Source organism: Veillonella tobetsuensis (assembly GCF_001078375.1).
Taxonomy (GTDB): domain Bacteria; phylum Bacillota; class Negativicutes; order Veillonellales; family Veillonellaceae; genus Veillonella; species Veillonella tobetsuensis.
The window spans coordinates 55,287-74,446 of record NZ_BBXI01000009.1; the positions used below are offsets into that span (position 1 = coordinate 55,287).

The window sequence follows — 19,160 nt, forward strand, 5'->3', positions numbered from 1 at the left end:
ATGAAGTCTATTCGTAAGGCTGTCATTCCAGCTGCTGGTTTTGGTACGAGATTCCTACCAGCAACGAAAGCACAACCAAAGGAAATGTTGCCTATTGTTGATACACCGGCAATTCAATACATTGTAAAAGAAGCACTTGATTCTGGTATTGAAGAAATTCTTATCATAACCGGTCGTAGCAAACGCGCTATAGAAGATCATTTTGATAGTAGTGTTGAGCTCGAAGAGTTATTGCAAAAACAAGGTAAAAATAAACAGTTAGCTATGGTAAAGGACTTGGCGGATATTAAGGTTCATTTTATCCGTCAAAAAGCACCTCGTGGTTTAGGTGATGCCGTACTATGTGCTAAGGCATTTATTGGTGATGAACCATTTGCAGTATTGTTGGGTGATGATATTGTCTATAATCCAGAAAAACCATGTTTACAACAATTAATGGAGTGTTATGAGACACATTCAGGGATTATACTTGGTGCTCAATTTGTGCCTAATGATAAGGTAAGTTCTTATGGTATTGTTTCAGGAGAACCACTAGCTGATAATTTATATCGCGTAAATGGTTTAGTAGAAAAGCCAAGCGTTGATAAAGCACCTTCTAATTTAGCTGTTCTCGGACGCTATATTTTGACACCGGATATTTTTGATATTCTAGAAAATACAAAACCAGGCGTTGGTAATGAAGTACAGTTGACAGATGCTTTAGCCGCATCAAAAACAGATACTTATGCATTAGCTTATGAAGGTATTCGCTATGATACAGGCGATAAATTAGGATATCTAAAAGCTACTGTAGAATATGCCCTTCGCAATGAAGAATTAGGCACTACCTTCAAAGAGTATTTGAAAGGTTTGAATTTATAATATATATTATATTTTATAAATCTAGCTTTACAGTGTAAGCCACCATTGATTATCAATGGTGGCTTTTGTTGTTAACTAGTCAAAATTAATTAGTTGACGATGGTTGGCTGGTTGATTATAATTTAATAGTAATAATTATAATATATAGAGAGGTAAAATATGGAAGCAAGACGTTTAACTAAAATGGCTTTACTAACGGCCTTATTATGTGTTTCAGCATGGATTTCTTTTCCATTACCATTTAGCCCTGTTCCAGTGATAGCACTAACTTTAGTGGCTACACTAACAGGATTAATGTTGGAGCCGAAGGACGCATTAATGGTATTCTTAGTATATATTTTATTAGGCCTTATAGGGGTTCCCGTATTTGCTGGTGGTACTTCTGGATTAACTAAATTATGGGGGCCTACAGGTGGCTTTATTGTTTCTTGGCCAATAGCATATACATTGTTGAGTGTTTGTAAAGGTAAGTCTCGAAGCTTTTTCTCTTATGCTTGGCGTTCTATTGCTATAACAATTCCTGTAGTATATATTTTTGGTGTTGCTGGATTTATGCTTGTTACAGGAACTCCACTTTGGGCTGCATTAACCGCTGCAATGTTCCCTTATATTCCTGGAGATATTGTAAAATGCTTAGTTGCTGCTTGGTTAGCCACTAAAATTAAAATCTAATACTATAACAAGGGAGGTGTTAACAGGCACCTCCTTTGTTGTATTAAGAGGATATATAATTACTTTCTCTTAATTTATGAACATAAATATAGCTGTTTAAATTATGTCTAATTATTGATCATTCAAAAATAGACAAAGAATTGCTAAAAGAATGGTATAATAAAGAGTAATATTTTTATTCTTTAGGAGTTATCATGCAAATTAATAAAGCAGCCTTAGAGATTTTTGATTTTATATCATCTTTAGCGGTCTATTCTGAACATGAATTAAAAATAGGTGAGCAAGACATACATGACTATATTGCAGGCCATGTAACGAAAGCTTTTAAAGATCCTGGTGCGAGAACAGGGACATTACATGCACATAGCCCTATGGGAAAGCGAATCGGTGAATATAAATCTGGTGAAATCGCCTTTGTTACGTTAGCAAAAGAGTTAGGGGAGAAGACCTTTGACTATATGAAACAAGCCACAGTAGGTGTTGTCATTGATACTATCGTATGCGATGTGGTGACAGATACATCCTATATTTGTATGCTTTTATGCCAAGCTCACGATGCATTTACCCACCAATTATTTAGTGAAGATGATGGTTCCCTAGCCACCGAGCTTGTACCTCATAAGGCAGTATTACCGATGCCTACACAAAAATTACGTGCTTTTGTATCAATAAATACAATGGATTTATCTGTTCGTATTTTTGAACCAAAAGGTGAATATGACGGTGAAGTTTGTTACATCTTAGCAGATAAGGTGTTACAACTCGGTACAGATCAATCCTCTAGAGATACTGTTAAAAAGGTAAAAACCATTATAGATAAGGTGGCTCAAGCACACGAATCCGATGGCGTAGCAGAGCTGACAATGGCGAAATCTATGATTGCTAAAAATGCGGAAGTATCTGATACAGTTAATCCTATTCGCATTGTAGAAGAAGTGTTTAAATCTAATCCTATTCAACAAGAAGCTGCGAAAAAGGAGTTAGCTGAACAAGATATGATGCGACCTTTACCGGTAAATCGTGAATTTGCTACGAAAGTAGGCGAACATCATAAGATTAAAACCGATACTGGCATAGAAATTTCGTTCCCTGTAGAATATATGCAAAATCGGGAGTTTATCGAAATTAAAACTAATGATGATGGTACTTTACGCATTGAATTAAAGAATATAAATAAAATTGTTAATAAATAGGAGGCTCTTATATGAGTAAGGAAAAGCATAAAAAAACAAATGCATTACGCATATTAGATACTCATCACATAGCATATACGATTGATGAATATGAATGGTCTGAAGAACGAGGTCAGGGTGTTCATGTAGCTGATGAACTAGGTCTTGATGAAAAAGAAGTATTTAAGACTTTAGTTGGCAAGGGTGATAAAACAGGATATGTAGTATTCTGTATTCCAGTAGCTGAAGAACTAGATATGAAACAGGCTGCTCGTGTCAGTGGTAATAAATCAGTTGAATTAATTCATGTTAAGGACTTATTAGGTATAACTGGTTATTTACGGGGCGGTTGCTCGCCGGTAGGTATGAAAAAGCTATTTCCTACATATTTTGATGAAACGATGCAAGCTCAAGAGGCTGTATATGTTAGTGCTGGTTTACGAGGCATGCAGATGCATGTTAATCCACAAGATTTACAATCTGTAGTAAATGCTGAATTTGTACCGCTTACCATGAAGCATTAGGAGGTTGTATGGCGAAGAAATTTTATGCTGTAAAAGCAGGCCGTACGCCAGGCATTTATGAAACTTGGACCGATTGTGAAAAACAGGTTAAAGGCTTTGGTGGGGCTATTTATAAATCCTTTCCCACTAAGTCAGAAGCCCAGGCCTTTATAGGTGATGAAGGTATGAGTATTGGTGATTATCTAGCATCATCAAAAACGTCTAAAACAAACCATACAAAGAAATCTATAGCTCCTGATTTCTCAGAAACCAATCATTTAATTGCATATATTGATGGTAGTTATGATAAATATAATCAGTCTGTAGGTTCCGGAGGTATTATGTTTCTAAATGGAAATAAAGAAACATTTTCATTCGGCACAAAAAATGTGAAATATACAGAGTTTTGGAATGTGTCTGGTGAGTTATTGGCGGCCATGCATGTTATGAAATATGCTTTAACTCATGGGATTTCTAAGTGTTCTTTATATTATGATTATATGGGGATAGAAATGTGGGCCACGAAGAAGTGGAAACGAAATAATGTATTAACCAATGAATATGCAACTTTTTGTGAACGTGTATTTCCGCATGTGAAAGTATACTTTCACAAGGTACATGCTCATACTGGTGATACATATAATGAAATGGCTGACCAACTCGCAAAGGCAGGGGCAGCGATAGGTAAATAATCAAAAGGGGAAAACAATGCGCGTTTGTGTAACGGGGGGCGCCGGATTCATAGGGTCCCATCTGGTCGATCGACTCATAGCATTAGGTCATACAGTATTGGTAATAGATAATCTCACAACAGGGGTACGAGAATTTGTTAATCCAAAAGCAGTATTTATAGAAATGGATGTACGAGACGCTAACATAGAATCTATTTTTGCAGATTTTAAACCTCAAGTAGTATTTCATGAAGCGGCACAAACGATGGTACCTGCATCTATGGAAAATCCTAAGATGGATTGTGATGTAAATTTACTAGGCTTGGTTAATATACTTGAAGCATCTAGAAAGCATAAGGTAGAACATTTTCTTATGCCATCCTCTGCTGCAGTATATGGGGATCTTGATACATTACCGCTCACAGAGGATATGATAGGGAAACCAACATCGTTTTATGGACTAACCAAGTTAACCGGTGAAGGCTATTTGCGTATTTATGAACAAGCCTTTGGTTTGAAAACAGTATGTTTTAGATATTCAAATGTATATGGACCGCGTCAAGGTGATGGTGGTGAAGGTGGTGTAATTAGTATTTTTACCCGCCTCATTAATGAAGGTCAGGGGCTTACTATATTTGGAGATGGTGAGCAAACTAGAGATTTTATTTATGTAGATGATGTAGTAGAGGCTAATATTAAAGCCATGAATCATCCGGAATTAACAGGGGTCTATAATATCTCTACCAATACGAGTACATCTGTTAATAAATTGGTGAGCTATTTTAAATCTATTAGTAATAAGGATCTTCCAGTCTATTATGAGGCGGAACGAACTGGGGATATTCGTCACTCTAGACTATGTAATCAAAAGGCTAAAGTTGATTTTGATTTTCTTGCTACAGTTGATTTAGAACGTGGATTGAGAGATACTATCTCATATTTTAAGGGGAAATAATATATAGGATTATGAGTGAAACGTCTTTTCTAATTACTATGGCTGTATGGAATTGTATTGTATTTTGTATATATGGATACGATAAGTTTTCTTCCATTAAGGGATATGAACGCATTTCTGAATTCACATTGTTATTTTTAGCATTTGCTTATGGCGGTCTTGGCGCATTGTTAGGCATGGTAGTTTGTAATCATAAAACGGCAAAACTAAAATTTAAGTTATTGATTCCCATCGCTATTCTTTGGACCGTATTTGGTATTGGTTATGGATATGGTTGGATAGGTACATAAAGGAGATTCTTGATGTTACAGTTAGATTCTGGCTTTGAATTAGATTATAGTAATATCTATAATGAAAGCTGCATACAGGCAAGAGACATACAAAACTTTGAACGGGCCATTCAAAATGTATGGCGTCACACCAATATTTTGAGATCTACAGGGTATGAAGAAGGGCATCTATCTAAAGATGGTCAACCAGAACCAATTTTATTTTATCAATTACCTTATATTTCAGAAGATGGTATAAATACACCAGAAATGATGAATCGATTGCATTGCTTACGTGAGTACGCTCGTGAGAATATCGATACGGTTATATCTATTGGTATTGGTGGTTCTTACTTGGGGAGTAAGGTTATTTTTGATGTACAATGTGGCTCATTTTGGAATAACTATACTGATGAAGAACGACAAGGCTACCCTAGATTTTATTTTGCTGGGTTTAATGTTGATGGCCCTTATTTAGAAGGACTTATTAAAACTTTAATATCTCAAGCCAATGAAAAGGGAAAAGATTACAAGGTTTTACTTGTAGTTACATCAAAATCTGGATCCACAATCGAGCCAATGGCAAATTTCATGATTCTTCAGAAAGCACTTGAAGATCATCATATTAATTATGAAGTTACTGTTGTTACAGAAACAAATGATGATACACATCCTACTATTCTTCATGATATGGCTATCAAGCATCAATGGAGAACATTCTCCGTTCCTTATGGTGTAGGAGGCCGATTCTCCGTTTTTACTGAGGTAGGATTCGTTACAGCGGCTCTTGTGGGATTTGATATTGAAGGATTTTTAGCCGGTGCTGCATCGATGGATATGGCTTGCCAAGAAGAGGATGTTTATAAAAATCCTGCACTATTTAGTGCATTATTAAAATATATTGCATCTGAGCGATATGGACGTATTATAGAGGTATTCATGCCTTATGGTGAGTCTCTACACTCTTTATCCGATTGGTATGTGCAGCTCTTATCCGAATCATTAGGTAAAATGAGTAATACCTGTCTTCCTTATGGACGTACACCTGTTCCTGCAGTAGGCACGATGGATATGCACGCACAAGTGCAAGAACACCAAGAGGGGCGACTTAACAAGGTAGTTCAATTTATTAAGGTAAGAGATTGGAATACATCATTGGTTGTTCCTAATTTATATAGTGAGTACGACAAACTTGATGCAATTGGTGATATTCCTATTAGTGATATTTTAAATAGCGCACTTGATGCAAATCGTGAGGCCCTATCTATAGATAATCGTTTTAATATGACCATATCTGTACCAACATTAAATGCATTTCATTTAGGGGAAATAATGTTTATGCATTGTTGGGCTGTTTATTTTGAATCTATTTTGGCTGGTGTAGATGCATTTGATCAACCTGGCGTTGAGGTGTATAAGCGTCTCATCGGTCCAAAGCTTCAAACAATAAAACAATCGTAGTTATTATGGGGGTGTATATGAATATTTTAGTTACAGGTGGTGCTGGTTACATAGGTAGCCATACGGTTAGAGCATTAATACATGCTGGTTTTACACCTATCGTAGTTGATAATTTTTCACGTGGTCATCGTAATGCGATTCCTAGTGACGTTAAGGTTATAGAATTAGATATTGCAAATCCTAAAATCATTAATGTCTTAAGAGATAATAATATAAAAGGTATTATGCATTTTGCTGCACATTCTCAAGTTGGAGAATCTATGATAAATCCATCGATTTATTATGAGAATAATGTTGTAGGATCTTATCGACTTATAGAGTCAGCTCGGCAGGCAGGTGTACAACACTTTGTATTTTCAAGTACAGCAGCGGTTTATGGTGAACCTGAAGTAGTGCCAATTGTAGAGACATCTAAATTACAACCAACTAATGTATATGGTAGAACCAAATTGATGATTGAAGATATGCTACATGATTATAGTTCTATCTATGGCTCAACATATGTAGCACTACGTTATTTTAATGCTGCAGGTGCTGATGAAAGTGGTGAGATTGGTGAAGATCACTCTCCTGAAACACATCTGATTCCCTTGGTGTTAGAGACGGCTTTGGGAAAAAGACCTCACATTACAGTTTTTGGAACTGATTATGATACGATTGATGGCACTTGTATTCGTGATTATATTCATGTCACTGATTTAGCATCAGCTCACGTTTTAGCTATGAATTATCTTGTTGGCGGAGGAGAATCTAGAGTTTTTAACTTAGGAAGTGGCAATGGCTTTTCTGTAAAAGATATTATAGATACAGCTAAAAATGTGACTGGTATTAATATTCCTGTTGAATATGGTGAGCGTCGGAAAGGAGATCCAAGCACATTAATTGCTTCCTCAGACTGTATAAAAGATATTTTAGGATGGAATCCAAAACATAGTGAGTTATCACAAATTATTAGTGATGCATGGCGTTGGCATCGTTTGCATCCATCTGGTTACGATGACATATAAAGTTAAAAGCATATAGTTTATGATTTGTAAAGGACACTAATAGTCACGGGGGTGACTATTAGTGTCCTTTTTTTATAGGTATAAGTGTTGCATACTGATGTTAGGTATTAATCTAAGACATATGAAAGGAGTTTTTATGAATGCATATTAATCAGCTTTTACAAGATAAATTTATTCAGTATGTAACTCAATATAAACGATATAAAAAAGGGATACTCATATTAATTTTATTAGGTTTAATTATTTTTGCCTGGAGTGTATTTCACATACCAGAGGAGAACCATATCCCGATGGAGTCCCAGTCAAATGTAGTGTCTAAATCAGCTGAAGATAAAAATGAAGCAAAATTACTATATAATACGGGAGATACATTAAGAGGGTTTCCCTGGCGTGAAGTGTTAGGTGATTCAAAGGCTATGAATGGTTTAGCTCCTTTACAAATGCTTGATAATGAGACTATAGATGATGGTATGAGTGAAATGGTTAACAAAGGAGAGTTATCAGATTCTAAATCTAAGTTACATTCAAATAGTAAGAAGAAAGAAAAGCAAGAACGGAAAGCAAATACGGCGGATAAAGTAGGTACTAAGAGTATCGAATCAAAATACAATAAACAAAAATCAGTTCATGTTAATGGTATTGTCCGTGGTCCTAAATCATCTGTCATTGTAAGTGTTGGTTCGAACTCAAGCGTTGTCATGGAGGGGGAGTCCTGGCAGGGCATCAAGATAGTTAGTGTGGATGAAAATTGTATAACCCTTGATGAAGGAGGAAATGTACGATGTGTAGTTATTGGCGAATTATGATAGTACTGTTGATTTGGTGGGTAGTAGGAAATCCGTATATGAAGGCAGAGGAACCAGTCCAATTACAAGCGTCTAATGCTACTGAACACGCATATAGTATGACCGTGAGTAAAGCGTCATTGGCTAATGTTGTGGAGGCAATTAGTCGTAGTTATAAAATTGATATACTTGGTATCAATACATTGGAAGGTACTGTGACAGGAAATATATATGGTAAATCACCGTTGGAGATGTTACAGCGCTTAGGCGATATGTATCATTTTGATATACAAAATGAACAGGGCATAATTACTGTTATTGGGCATTCTGGTGTAAAGGAACATCGTCATGTTATGGTAGTGGAGCCAAATGTAGCATCAGCAAGCTCCTTGGAATCGGTAATAAAAACAGTAGTGCCTAATGGAAAATTTGCAATTCATAAAGAAACCAATCAGTTAGTATTCAATATTACTGGCGATGAGGAAAAAGGAGTAAAATCAGTTATTCAGGCTATTGATCGTGATGTAAAACAGGTCCGGTTAGAGGCTACAATTATGGCTATGGAACATTCTTATACAAAGGAAACCGGATTTCGGTGGTCTTGGTTGAGTCTAACTGGACATGGCAGTGATAAGACTCATTCTTATGGGGCCATTACATTTGGTAAGGCGCCAGATGGTGAAGCATACAAGTTCTTTGTAAAACCTGAGTTGAGTTTATTAGAAACAACAGGGAAAGCGGTTGTGATTGCAACACCATCCATTATGGCTCTAAATGGAGAAGAAGCACATATACTAATTGGTGAAAGAATTCCCGTAGTGGAGGAAACTATATCTAATGGGGAAAGAAAGCAATCCATTCATTATGAAGAAGTAGGTATAAAATTAGATTACACGCCTATTGTTACAAAAAATGGCAGTATTGATACATCAATACGAGCAGAGGTGAGTTCACCTATTATGGTATCTGAATTGAAATCTTATAAAATTACAACTAGACAGGCACAGACAAGAGTGCGATTACAACCGGGCGAAGTATTAGTCATTGGTGGACTAATGGATAATCGAGATCAAAGACAGATGGAGAAAATCCCATTACTTGGAGATATTCCTTTATTAGGAAAATTATTTAAACACAGTCGAAAGACGAAGGATAGTGTGGAAATGGTCATTTTTGTAAAGGCGACTGTGGTATAATAATATTTACTGAATGATAAAGGAGGTATTGAATGGAACGCATTCGAATGATCGGCCTGGGAAAATCATTTGGGGTGCGCCAAGTGTTTTCCAATGTGTCCTTTGAGATAAAAGAAGGCGATAGAATTGCCTTAGTTGGTCCTAATGGGGCCGGAAAATCAACATTATTAAAATGTATCCTCGGCATTGAGGAATTAGATGAAGGTCAAGTTGTAACATCGCCCGTGGCAAGTATTGGCTATCTACAACAAGATGTCAACTTGGGTGATGCCAGTTTGGCCGAAGAAATAGAAACTGCCTGGGAAGATGTTCATGCTTTAGAAGATAAATTACACGAGCTCACAACATATCTTGAAACTCATGAGGCTAGTGAAAGTGACTTACAACGTCTTGATTATTTACAAAATCGGTTAGAATGGCTAGGTGGCTACGATTATGAGCAAAAGACTAAGCGTATAGTTTATGGACTTGGCTTTACAGATGAAGATTTAGATAAACCAGCCAATGCCTTTTCTGGTGGACAAAAGACGCGCATTAATTTGGCAAAGGCCTTAGTTCGTAGTCCAGATTTTTTATTTTTAGATGAACCTACGAACCATTTAGATATGGAAATGTTAGAGTGGTTGGAGGGTTATTTATCCTCCTATCGAGGGGGGATTCTCATCGTTAGTCATGACCGATATTTTATGGATCGGATTGTGACTGGCGTAGTAGAATTAGATCATCATAAGGCTACAACCTATCGCGGTAATTATAGTCGCTATGTGGCACAACGGGATGAACGTTTAAAAGCAGATACAATTGCTTATGAAAAGCAGCAAGAATATATCAAGAAAACTGAAGAATATATTGATAAGTATCGTGCAGGTATTAAGTCTAAGATGGCTAGAGGGCGTCAATCACAGTTGAATCGGTTGGAACGATTAGAAGCTCCTGTAACCTCGCACTCATTAGAGTTTAAATTTCCTCCTGCTGCAATGAGTGCCGATAAGGTACTCGTATTAGACCATGTGTCTATTGGTTATGGATCAGGGGAACCAATTATTGATGATGTATCCGTAGTGGTTCGTCGTGGTGAATCTGTCGCTTTAATCGGTCCTAATGGGGCTGGTAAATCTACAATGGTAAAAGCTATCATTGGTGAATTACTCCCTACTGACGGTTATATAGATATTGGAAATCGTGTACAAGTAGGCTACTTTTCCCAAGAGCATGAAGAACTACATAATCAATGGCAAGTGGTTGATGAGATCATAAATAACTATAATTTCACAGAAGAAAAAGCACGAAATGTGTTAGATTCATTCCTCTTTAAAGGTGATGATGTGTTTAAGCTTGTGGGGGACTTATCTGGTGGTGAACGAGCACGATTAGCATTGCTAAAATTATTCTTGCAAGGAGATAATTTCCTAGTCCTCGATGAACCGACTAACCATTTAGATGTACCTACACGTGAAATTGTTGAAAGTGCATTAAAACAGTTTGGTGGTACTTGCTTTATTATTTCTCATGACAGGTACTTTTTAGATCAAGTATCCACGCGAACTTTGGTGTTAGAAGATAAGGGAATTACTGAATATTTAGGTAATTATTCATACTATAAAGAAAAACTTAAAGAGCAAAATGATATAGCTGCACTGACTGCTCCAGTACAAGAATCCTCTCAAACTGTGGCAAGGGGTGAAAATGAGATTATTCTTTCAAAAGATGAATCTAAGAAAAAAACAAATACTTATATGGTTGAAAAGCAATTAGCTGAGGTGGAAGAAGAAATTGCTCGCTTAGAGGCGACAATGAAGATGTATGAGGTACAGTTAGCAAATCCTGTAGTGCAACAAGATTTAGATGAAATGTCTAAGCTTTCTAAACAGATTGAAGATACTCAACATGATTTAGATTCATTGTATGAGAAGTGGGAACATTTTTCTGAACTACTAGGTGAATAAAAATATTTTATATTACTTTCAACAAAATTCTATAGAAAATGTATCAAATTCATTGACAAACATAATAAATACCTCATAATATAAATGTATATATAATTTATACTAAATAATTTGCTATTAAGACGTGTTAAAGGAAGGATGTAGCATGAATAAATCTATGTTAAAAAAAGTTGCCGTTTTTGGCCTTGCTGGCGTAATGGCTGTTGCTGCTGGTTGTGGTAGTAATAAAGATGCAGGTAATGCAAATAGTAATGAAGCTAAAATTGCATTGTTAACAACAACAACCGGTGGTGCCGCAGCATATGGTGAATCCATTAAAGCTGGTGCAGAATTGGCTGTAAGCGAAATCAATGCTGATGCAAACGCTGTGAAAATCAATTTGTTAGTAGAAGATACTAAAGGTGATAAAAACGAAGCTATCAATGCGATGAACAAAGTAATTGCAAAAGATAAAGTTGTAGCAGTTATCGGTCCTATGCTATCTGGTGAAATGATGGCAGCTGGTCCTGTAGCAAATAAAAGCAAAGTAGTAGCGCTTGGTACATCTACAACTGCTGAAGGTATTACAGATATTGGGGATTATATCTTCCGTAATGCTGTTCCTGAATCCTTAGCGGTAGATACAGCTATCAAAGAAGCTCATAAAACATTGGGCTTTAAAACAGCAGCTATTATGTATTCTAACAACAATGACCAAATGGTATCTGTAAACAATACAGCTCGTAAAGCATTGGAATCTGTAGGCGTACAAATCGTTGATACTGAAACATTTGCAGATAAAGATACTGACTTCTCTGCTCAATTGACTAAGATTCAACAAGCTAAACCAGATGTAATCATCGTTGCATCCCTTTACCAAGAAGGTGCCCTTATCATGAAAAAAATGCGTGAAATGGGTATGAATCAACCTGTAGTTGGATCCAACGGCTTCAACAGCCCACAATTTATTAAAATTGCTGGCGATGCGGCTAACGGCGTCATCGTAGGTACACCTTGGTTCCCAAATAAAGAAGACCAAAAGGTTAAAGACTTCCGTAAAGCGTATGTGGCTAAATATGGCAAAGAACCTGACCAATTCGCTGCACAAGCATATGATGCCGTATATCTTTATGAAGCAGCGTTGAAAAAAGCAGGATCCACAACTGATCGTGAAAAATTCCGTGAAGCATTGAAAAATATTGCTGACTTCGTTGGTGTAACTGGTCAGTTCAAGTTCAACGAAAAACGCGACCCTTCCATGGAAGTTCAAGTATTACAAATTAAAAACGGTCAATTTGACGCATTAACAAAATAAGTTGAGGTAGTATAGTGTTTTTACAACAATTAGTTAACGGGTTAACCCTCGGTAGCTTATATGCTGTACTCGCTATTGGCTTAACACTAGTGTTTGGTGTTTTGAATATTATCAACATGGCTCACGGAGGCATCTTTATGATAGGTGCCTTCGTTGGTCTTTTTATGGTAACAATTTTTAACGTTAACATTTTTGTAGCCCTTATCGTAGCTATGGCAGTAGGTGCTATCCTTGGTTATCTTCTAGAATTCGTGGCTCTTCGTCCACTGCGAAAGAAAAAGGTGTCTCACTTGGCACCACTTATCAGTACCATCGGCGTTTCTATTTTTATTGAAAGCTTGGCATTATTGCTTTGGGGTCCTCAAACGAGATCTTTCCCACCAGATTATATTGGCGGTTTAATTGATTTTGGGGCTTTTAAAATTTCCATGGTACAAATCATCGGCTTAGGTGTATCCATCTTATTAATGGTTATTTTAAATGTAGTGATTAAAAAGACCAAAATTGGTAAAGCAATTCGTGCCGTATCCATGAGTACTGAAACAGCGGCTCTTTTAGGTATTAATCCTACGATGATTATTTCTGTAACTGTTATGATTGCTTCTGCACTAGGTGCAGCTGCAGGTGTACTCGTAGGCCTATCCTTTAATGCGATTGAACCTACTATGGGCGTTATCATCGGATTTAAAGGTCTTGCGGTTCTTATTTTAGGTGGTCTTGGCAATATTACTGGTGCCATGGTTGGTGGCTTCATTCTTGGTGTAGCAGAGGTATTCTCTGTTGCTTATGGTGCATCCACATTCCGTGATGCTGTAGCCTTTGGCCTCATTATCCTATTATTGTTCTGGCGCCCACAAGGCTTGTTTGGTTCTAAAGATAAAGGGGGGAGACCGTAATGGATTTATTAAACCCGTATTATCTACAGATCGTGATGTTCTTCATCATCAATGCCATCATGGGTATTTCTATTTACTTCACCCTTGCAAGTGGTCAGCTCTCTCTTGGGGCCGCTGGTTTTATGAGTGTTGGTGCTTATGTAGGTGCTATGCTTTCTTTGAAAGCTGATTTGCCTATCATCGTAGGTATCATTATTGGTGGTTTGGTTGCTAGTCTAGTAGCCGTTATTATTGGATTACCAACAACACGTCTTCGTGGTTTATATCTTGCCATTGCTACCCTTGGCTTTGGTGAAGTTGTACGCGTTATTTTCTTGAATTTAGATGTTACTAATGGTGCATTAGGTTTATCTGGTATACCATCTATTCCTCAAGAATTGACAAATTATGCCTATGAATTTGATATTGATGGTCTAATGGGCCTTGATGCAGTAACATGGGGAAATTTAATGGCTATCATTATTTTATTGGTAGTATTGGCTTTAATTATTGCTTTCTGTGTACGCATTAATAATAGCCGTGTTGGTCGTGCTTTTGCAGCTATTAAAGCTGATGATCATGCAGCAGAATTAATGGGGATTAACGTTGTATACTACAAAATGATGGCTTTCATCATTGGTGCCTTCATCGCTGGTATCGGTGGTGGTTTGTATGCTCATATTACAAACTTTATTAATCCAACCGATTTTAGTTATCACAAAGTAGTACAAATTTTATTATTCCCAGTATTTGGTGGTTCTAATGTAGTATGGGGCTCTGTACTAGGTTCTTTTATTCTTACATTATTGCCAGAAGTTTTGCGTTTCTTATCCGATTATCGAGATATCATTTATGGTGCATTGCTCGTAATCTTAATGGCTGTTCGCCCAGACGGTATTTTGACAGAATCTATGGTAGATAAAATCAGCCGTAAATTAGGTTTTAAAAAGGCTCCATATATCCCAGAATCACAAGTGTTAACAGAGCGATTTGAAGCGTATAAACGCAAACAAGAAGAGAAACAAGGATAGGAGGGAACTGAATGCTATTAGAATTAAATGAAGTAAGTAAAAGCTTTGGTGGCGTTGCAGCTCTCACAGGTGTTTCCTTTGGTGTTAAACAGGGTGAAGTATTTGGTGTTATCGGTCCGAATGGTGCTGGTAAGACTACACTATTCAATTTGATTACTGGTGTATTCCCTGTTAGCTCTGGTGAAATCGTATTCGACGGTATGTCTGTTGTAGGGATTAAGCCGCATAGAACGGTAGAGATGGGCATTGCTCGTACATTCCAAAATATTCGTCTCTTTGGTAATATGACGGCTCTTGAAACTGTATTAACAGGTATGCATTGTCGTACCGGTTCTGGTTTTTTATCAAGTTTCTTGAGAACAAAACGTCAACGTATTGAAGAAGAACGTTGTCGCGGTATTGCGTATGAGTTCTTAAAGCTAGTCGATCTTGAAGAAGATGCGGAAGAGGTTGCTACATCATTGCCATATGGTAAGCAACGTCGGCTTGAAATCGCTCGTGCGTTAGCCACACATCCACAATTGATTTTGCTTGATGAACCAGCTGCCGGTATGAATGATAGTGAAACAGAGGTTCTTCGCCAATTAATTGGTAAAATTCGTGACTTAGGCATTACTGTTGTAGTTATTGAACATGCTATGGAATTGATGATGAATATTTGTGATCGCTTAGTCGTTCTTAACTTTGGTAAGAAAATTGCGGAAGGTACACCTCAAGAAATTCAAAATAATGAGGCTGTAATTGAAGCGTACTTAGGTAAAGAAGAGGTGTAATATGTTAAAACTAGAAAATATCATGGCTGGTTATGGACATATTACAGCCTTAAAAGATATTAGTTTAGAGGTTCCACAAGGTTCTATCGTTTCTTTAATCGGTGCCAATGGTGCAGGTAAGACTACAACTATGAAGACCATTATGGGGCTCGTAAAACCGACTTCTGGTCGAGTTCTATTTGAAGGTCAAGATATTACTGGTCATAAGACTCACAATATCGTACATGGTGGGATTTCTCTAGTTCCAGAAGGTCGTCAAATTTTACAAGATATGAGCGTATATGAAAACCTTGAAATGGGTGCTTATACACGTAAAGATAAGGAAATTGATGCAGATATTAAAAAGGTATTTAAACGATTTCCAATTCTTGATGAACGGAGCTATCAATTAGGTGGTACATTGTCTGGTGGGCAACAACAAATGCTTGCCATAGGTCGTGCTCTTATGGCGCGCCCGAAATTATTGTTACTAGATGAACCATCTATGGGGCTTGCACCACTTGTAGTTAATGAAATTTTTGAGACTATTAAAGAGATTAGTGCAGATGGTACAACCGTTTTATTGGTGGAGCAAAATGTGCGCCAAGCCTTAAAAATAGCAGACTATGCGTATGTATTAGAAACCGGTAAGATGGTTTTATCTGGAACTGCTGATGAAGTACGTCATAACCCTAGAGTTATGGAGGCTTATTTAGGTGGCCGTGTAGAATAATATAAAAATCAAATTTTTAGATGTATATATCTATCATTGTATGGATATATACATCTTTTTTTATTCCAAATTATTTATCGTAAATTGGCTTTAGAATGGATTATACTATTGAACATATTTATTATGTGTAGAAAAATACACATAATAAATAATGGTAAGGGATAGAGAGTTTCAAGGTTTATAAAGTTTCATAAAGTTTCATGAAGTTTATAACATTGAGGTTCATCTTGCTTATATAGTAGTTGCAAGCAAACAATGATAAACTATATATACGATATTTAATAAAATATTAAATTAATTTAAATAGTATGATTATAAAATTTTCTTATACATATAAATAATATGAGGTGTATTATGAATCGGAAATTGATAGCTCTATCTCTTGTAATAGGAACGATGGCCACTACAGGCTTTGCAAAAGATATTTCAACCGAAGCAGTTACCGCTACATCTATGGAAACGTCTGCTTCCACAATAGGTTCTGATCAAATCTATCGGTTGAGACAAGGTGATGAATTAACTATTGATGTAGTACAACAAATGGACCTAGGTGCCAATAAAACTTTTACCATTCGCCCTGATGGCTATGTATCATTTCCTATGGTAGGCAATATTAAAGCCGATGGCATGACTGTAGAGGAATTCACTCAAAGTTTAATCAATTCCTTGTCTACATACATCATTAATCCAGATGTATCCGTGAATGTTGCCAAATTAGGTGGCGTTCGTGTCTATGTATTTGGTGAAATTAATAAACCAGGTGCATACACATTAACTAAATCGAGTACAGTTATTGATGCTATTGGTGCTGCTGGTAGTTTCAATTGGGATACAGCTAAGAAGAAAATATTCTTGATTCATCAGAATGATCCAACAAAACCTATTGAGATTAATTTAAATAATATATTGAAAACTGGTGATATGTCCCAAAACTATGTTATGCGCGAAGGCGATATCTTGTACTTAACTAAAAATAGCAAGATTAGTTTCTCCAGAGATATTGTGCCTATTTTAACTGGTGCTTATATGGTATCTCGTATCGGAAAAGACTAATTAGCAGATAGTATATATCTTAATATCATATGTAAGTCATATAAGGAGGGCTTTCATTGCGTTCATATTTATTACCGGTCCTATTACTTATTGTAGATGTTATTACTATCATTGGTGTAGCACTAATTAGTTTGCTCATACGTTTTGATGGTTATATAACACCTCAGTATATGGAACAGATGATAGCTGCGTTGCCGATAATGGTAATATCCTACATTATTATGCTCTTATCGATGCATCTATATACGCGCATATGGCGTTATGCGGGGATGCGCGAAGTTGTTGCCGTACTGATTGCTACCACATTAGGGGCAGGATTGTTCTATACCGGAATGCATGTGTTTGATAAATCCTTACCTAGGTCTATTTACTTAATCAGTTGGCTACTTAGTACCGGTGTCATCGGTATCGGTAGAATGGTATTACATTATATTGCGATACGCTATGGTGGAAAACCTAGTGCAGATGCGGAAATGGTGAATACATTAATCATTGGTGCCGGAGATGCAGGTGCAACGATTGCTCGTGAAATTGAAAGATATCATAAGCGCTCACGCAAAGTAATTGGTTTTATAGATGATGATGAGTCAAAGTTCAATCGCTTGATGGGTGGTATTCGTATACTTGGTAATCGTAATGATATTCCTACTATTGTAAAAGAATATAGAGTGAAAGAAATTATTATTGCCATGCCATCTGTTAAACGAGATGAAATTAGAGGTATTATGGAAATCTGTTCACCTCTAAAATGTAAAGTTAATACTTTACCTGGTATGTACCAATTATTAGATGATGAAGTACTGGTATCTCATTTACATCCTGTATCCATAGAAGATTTATTAGAACGAGATGAAGTTCGACTCGATATGGACATAGTGGAGCATTATATTCATGATAAGGTGGTTCTTGTAACAGGTGCTGGTGGATCTATTGGTTCTGAAATTTGTCGTCAGATTATGCGTATTGGGCCTAAAAAACTTTTGCTACTAGGACATGGAGAAAATAGTATATATCTCATTAATCAGGAGTTAAAAGGTTTATATAAGGATGGTCCAATCATTCCTATTATTGCAGATATACGAGATCGACAACAATTAGATCAAATATTTACTCAATATAATCCTCAGGTAGTATTTCATGCAGCGGCACATAAACATGTCCCTTTAATGGAAATACAACCAATGGCTGCCGTTTTAAATAATATTTATGGTACTAGAAATGTAGCAGAAGTAGCAGGACGTCATGGTACAGAGCGATTTGTCATGATTTCTACGGATAAGGCCGTAAATCCAACAAGTGTTATGGGTGCTACTAAGCGTGTAGCAGAAAAGGTCATTATATCGATGAATGACACCTATGATACAAAATATATTACCGTTCGTTTTGGCAATGTATTAGGTAGCCGTGGTTCTGTTATTCCTCTATTTAAAAAGCAAATTGAAGCTGGGGGTCCTGTAACTGTGACAGACCCTGAAATGACGCGCTATTTTATGACAATACCAGAAGCTAGTCAGCTTGTATTACAAGCTGGTGCTATGGGCAAAGGTGGCGAAGTATTTTTGCTTGATATGGGTGAACCAGTTAAAATCATTGATTTAGCAAGAAACATGATTCGCTTATCAGGTCTTGAACCAGATAAGGATATTCATATTAAAATTACTGGTTTGAGACCAGGTGAAAAGAAATATGAAGAATTGCTTACCTCTGAAGAAGGGACAAATCGGACGAATCATACTAAGATTTTCGAAGCTGCATTAGATACTGTTGATAGTGAATGGTTGATGGGAAAAATTAGTACATTTGAGTCCTGTCAAACAGATATGGATGTAATAGGTGTATTACAAGATATTATTCCAACATATACGCCTAATCACAATGTATAAGCGGAAAGAGAGACCGTTGTGTTGTATGCCTACTTGAAAGG

At 36.7% G+C, this 19,160-nt stretch carries 19 protein-coding genes; all 19 read left to right on the forward strand.

The annotated features are described in order from the left end of the window. The 19 genes from galU to VEI_RS03120 all read left to right on the forward strand — a co-directional run bounded on the left by galU (window position 1) and on the right by VEI_RS03120 (window position 19,119). Window positions 1-861, forward strand: a complete 861-nt coding sequence (gene galU / locus VEI_RS03030; RefSeq protein WP_059361851.1) for a UTP--glucose-1-phosphate uridylyltransferase GalU — start codon at window positions 1-3, stop codon at window positions 859-861. 159 nt (window positions 862-1,020) lie between these two features. Continuing rightward, complete coding sequence (locus VEI_RS03035) at window positions 1,021-1,533, forward strand: biotin transporter BioY (RefSeq protein ID WP_059361852.1); 513 nt, start codon at window positions 1,021-1,023, stop codon at window positions 1,531-1,533. Window positions 1,534-1,727: 194 nt separating this feature from the next. Continuing rightward, the gene (locus tag VEI_RS03040; RefSeq protein WP_059361853.1) at window positions 1,728-2,726 is read left to right on the forward strand and encodes a nucleoid-associated protein; all 999 of its coding nucleotides are present in this window, start codon (window positions 1,728-1,730) and stop codon (window positions 2,724-2,726) included. A gap of 11 nt (window positions 2,727-2,737) precedes the next feature. Then, window positions 2,738-3,229, forward strand: a complete 492-nt coding sequence (gene ybaK / locus VEI_RS03045) for a Cys-tRNA(Pro) deacylase (protein ID WP_005380842.1) — start codon at window positions 2,738-2,740, stop codon at window positions 3,227-3,229. Between the two features lie 8 nt (window positions 3,230-3,237). Continuing rightward, complete coding sequence (locus VEI_RS03050; protein ID WP_059361854.1) at window positions 3,238-3,900, forward strand: ribonuclease H1 domain-containing protein; 663 nt, start codon at window positions 3,238-3,240, stop codon at window positions 3,898-3,900. A gap of 16 nt (window positions 3,901-3,916) precedes the next feature. Next, window positions 3,917-4,834 (forward strand): NAD-dependent epimerase/dehydratase family protein, encoded by a 918-nt coding sequence (locus tag VEI_RS03055; RefSeq protein ID WP_059361855.1) that lies wholly within the window; start codon window positions 3,917-3,919, stop codon window positions 4,832-4,834. A gap of 11 nt (window positions 4,835-4,845) precedes the next feature. Then, on the forward strand, window positions 4,846-5,124 hold the full coding sequence (locus VEI_RS03060) for a DUF1294 domain-containing protein (protein ID WP_059361856.1): 279 nt from the start codon (window positions 4,846-4,848) through the stop codon (window positions 5,122-5,124). Window positions 5,125-5,136: 12 nt separating this feature from the next. After that, window positions 5,137-6,564, forward strand: a complete 1,428-nt coding sequence (locus VEI_RS03065; protein ID WP_059361857.1) for a glucose-6-phosphate isomerase — start codon at window positions 5,137-5,139, stop codon at window positions 6,562-6,564. Between the two features lie 17 nt (window positions 6,565-6,581). Beyond that, entirely contained in the window at window positions 6,582-7,571 is a 990-nt protein-coding gene (gene galE / locus VEI_RS03070) for a UDP-glucose 4-epimerase GalE (RefSeq protein ID WP_059361858.1), read from the forward strand. A gap of 140 nt (window positions 7,572-7,711) precedes the next feature. After that, the gene (locus tag VEI_RS03075) at window positions 7,712-8,377 is read left to right on the forward strand and encodes a hypothetical protein (protein WP_059361859.1); all 666 of its coding nucleotides are present in this window, start codon (window positions 7,712-7,714) and stop codon (window positions 8,375-8,377) included. After that, a complete protein-coding gene (locus tag VEI_RS03080; protein WP_059361860.1) occupies window positions 8,353-9,552 on the forward strand; it encodes a type II secretion system protein GspD in 1,200 nt (399 codons plus the stop codon). The genes VEI_RS03075 and VEI_RS03080 overlap by 25 nt, the downstream gene beginning before the upstream one ends. Before the next feature lie 32 nt (window positions 9,553-9,584). Further along, window positions 9,585-11,498 carry a ribosomal protection-like ABC-F family protein gene (gene abc-f, locus VEI_RS03085; RefSeq protein ID WP_059361861.1) on the forward strand — a complete coding sequence of 638 codons (1,914 nt, stop codon included), beginning with the start codon at window positions 9,585-9,587 and terminating at the stop codon, window positions 11,496-11,498. Window positions 11,499-11,643: 145 nt separating this feature from the next. Further along, window positions 11,644-12,792: an ABC transporter substrate-binding protein gene (locus tag VEI_RS03090; protein ID WP_059361862.1), complete on the forward strand. Its 1,149-nt coding sequence runs from the start codon at window positions 11,644-11,646 to the stop codon at window positions 12,790-12,792. Window positions 12,793-12,806: 14 nt separating this feature from the next. Next, the gene (locus tag VEI_RS03095; protein ID WP_059361863.1) at window positions 12,807-13,688 is read left to right on the forward strand and encodes a branched-chain amino acid ABC transporter permease; all 882 of its coding nucleotides are present in this window, start codon (window positions 12,807-12,809) and stop codon (window positions 13,686-13,688) included. Next, window positions 13,688-14,698 carry a branched-chain amino acid ABC transporter permease gene (locus VEI_RS03100; protein ID WP_059361864.1) on the forward strand — a complete coding sequence of 337 codons (1,011 nt, stop codon included), beginning with the start codon at window positions 13,688-13,690 and terminating at the stop codon, window positions 14,696-14,698. The genes VEI_RS03095 and VEI_RS03100 overlap by 1 nt, the downstream gene beginning before the upstream one ends. An 11-nt stretch (window positions 14,699-14,709) precedes the next feature. Beyond that, complete coding sequence (locus tag VEI_RS03105) at window positions 14,710-15,471, forward strand: ABC transporter ATP-binding protein (RefSeq protein WP_059361865.1); 762 nt, start codon at window positions 14,710-14,712, stop codon at window positions 15,469-15,471. 1 nt (window position 15,472) lies between these two features. Next, window positions 15,473-16,183, forward strand: coding sequence for an ABC transporter ATP-binding protein (locus VEI_RS03110; RefSeq protein ID WP_059361866.1), 711 nt, complete (start codon window positions 15,473-15,475; stop codon window positions 16,181-16,183). A 354-nt stretch (window positions 16,184-16,537) separates the two neighbouring features. After that, entirely contained in the window at window positions 16,538-17,236 is a 699-nt protein-coding gene (locus VEI_RS03115; protein ID WP_082161453.1) for a polysaccharide biosynthesis/export family protein, read from the forward strand. Between the two features lie 56 nt (window positions 17,237-17,292). Continuing rightward, window positions 17,293-19,119 carry a polysaccharide biosynthesis protein gene (locus VEI_RS03120; protein WP_059361867.1) on the forward strand — a complete coding sequence of 609 codons (1,827 nt, stop codon included), beginning with the start codon at window positions 17,293-17,295 and terminating at the stop codon, window positions 19,117-19,119. Window positions 19,120-19,160 lie beyond the last annotated feature (41 nt).

What these genes read in the sequence shown, in the direction of transcription:
- galU (WP_059361851.1), top strand. Translation starts at nt 1, where the DNA reads ATGAAGTCTATTCGTAAGGCTGTCATTCCAGCTGCTGGTTTTGGTACG.
- VEI_RS03035 (WP_059361852.1), top strand. Translation starts at nt 1,021, where the DNA reads ATGGAAGCAAGACGTTTAACTAAAATGGCTTTACTAACGGCCTTATTA.
- VEI_RS03040 (WP_059361853.1), top strand. Translation starts at nt 1,728, where the DNA reads ATGCAAATTAATAAAGCAGCCTTAGAGATTTTTGATTTTATATCATCT.
- ybaK (WP_005380842.1), top strand. Translation starts at nt 2,738, where the DNA reads ATGAGTAAGGAAAAGCATAAAAAAACAAATGCATTACGCATATTAGAT.
- VEI_RS03050 (WP_059361854.1), top strand. Translation starts at nt 3,238, where the DNA reads ATGGCGAAGAAATTTTATGCTGTAAAAGCAGGCCGTACGCCAGGCATT.
- VEI_RS03055 (WP_059361855.1), top strand. Translation starts at nt 3,917, where the DNA reads ATGCGCGTTTGTGTAACGGGGGGCGCCGGATTCATAGGGTCCCATCTG.
- VEI_RS03060 (WP_059361856.1), top strand. Translation starts at nt 4,846, where the DNA reads ATGAGTGAAACGTCTTTTCTAATTACTATGGCTGTATGGAATTGTATT.
- VEI_RS03065 (WP_059361857.1), top strand. Translation starts at nt 5,137, where the DNA reads ATGTTACAGTTAGATTCTGGCTTTGAATTAGATTATAGTAATATCTAT.
- galE (WP_059361858.1), top strand. Translation starts at nt 6,582, where the DNA reads ATGAATATTTTAGTTACAGGTGGTGCTGGTTACATAGGTAGCCATACG.
- VEI_RS03075 (WP_059361859.1), top strand. Translation starts at nt 7,712, where the DNA reads ATGCATATTAATCAGCTTTTACAAGATAAATTTATTCAGTATGTAACT.
- VEI_RS03080 (WP_059361860.1), top strand. Translation starts at nt 8,353, where the DNA reads ATGTGTAGTTATTGGCGAATTATGATAGTACTGTTGATTTGGTGGGTA.
- abc-f (WP_059361861.1), top strand. Translation starts at nt 9,585, where the DNA reads ATGGAACGCATTCGAATGATCGGCCTGGGAAAATCATTTGGGGTGCGC.
- VEI_RS03090 (WP_059361862.1), top strand. Translation starts at nt 11,644, where the DNA reads ATGAATAAATCTATGTTAAAAAAAGTTGCCGTTTTTGGCCTTGCTGGC.
- VEI_RS03100 (WP_059361864.1), top strand. Translation starts at nt 13,688, where the DNA reads ATGGATTTATTAAACCCGTATTATCTACAGATCGTGATGTTCTTCATC.
- VEI_RS03105 (WP_059361865.1), top strand. Translation starts at nt 14,710, where the DNA reads ATGCTATTAGAATTAAATGAAGTAAGTAAAAGCTTTGGTGGCGTTGCA.
- VEI_RS03110 (WP_059361866.1), top strand. Translation starts at nt 15,473, where the DNA reads ATGTTAAAACTAGAAAATATCATGGCTGGTTATGGACATATTACAGCC.
- VEI_RS03115 (WP_082161453.1), top strand. Translation starts at nt 16,538, where the DNA reads ATGAATCGGAAATTGATAGCTCTATCTCTTGTAATAGGAACGATGGCC.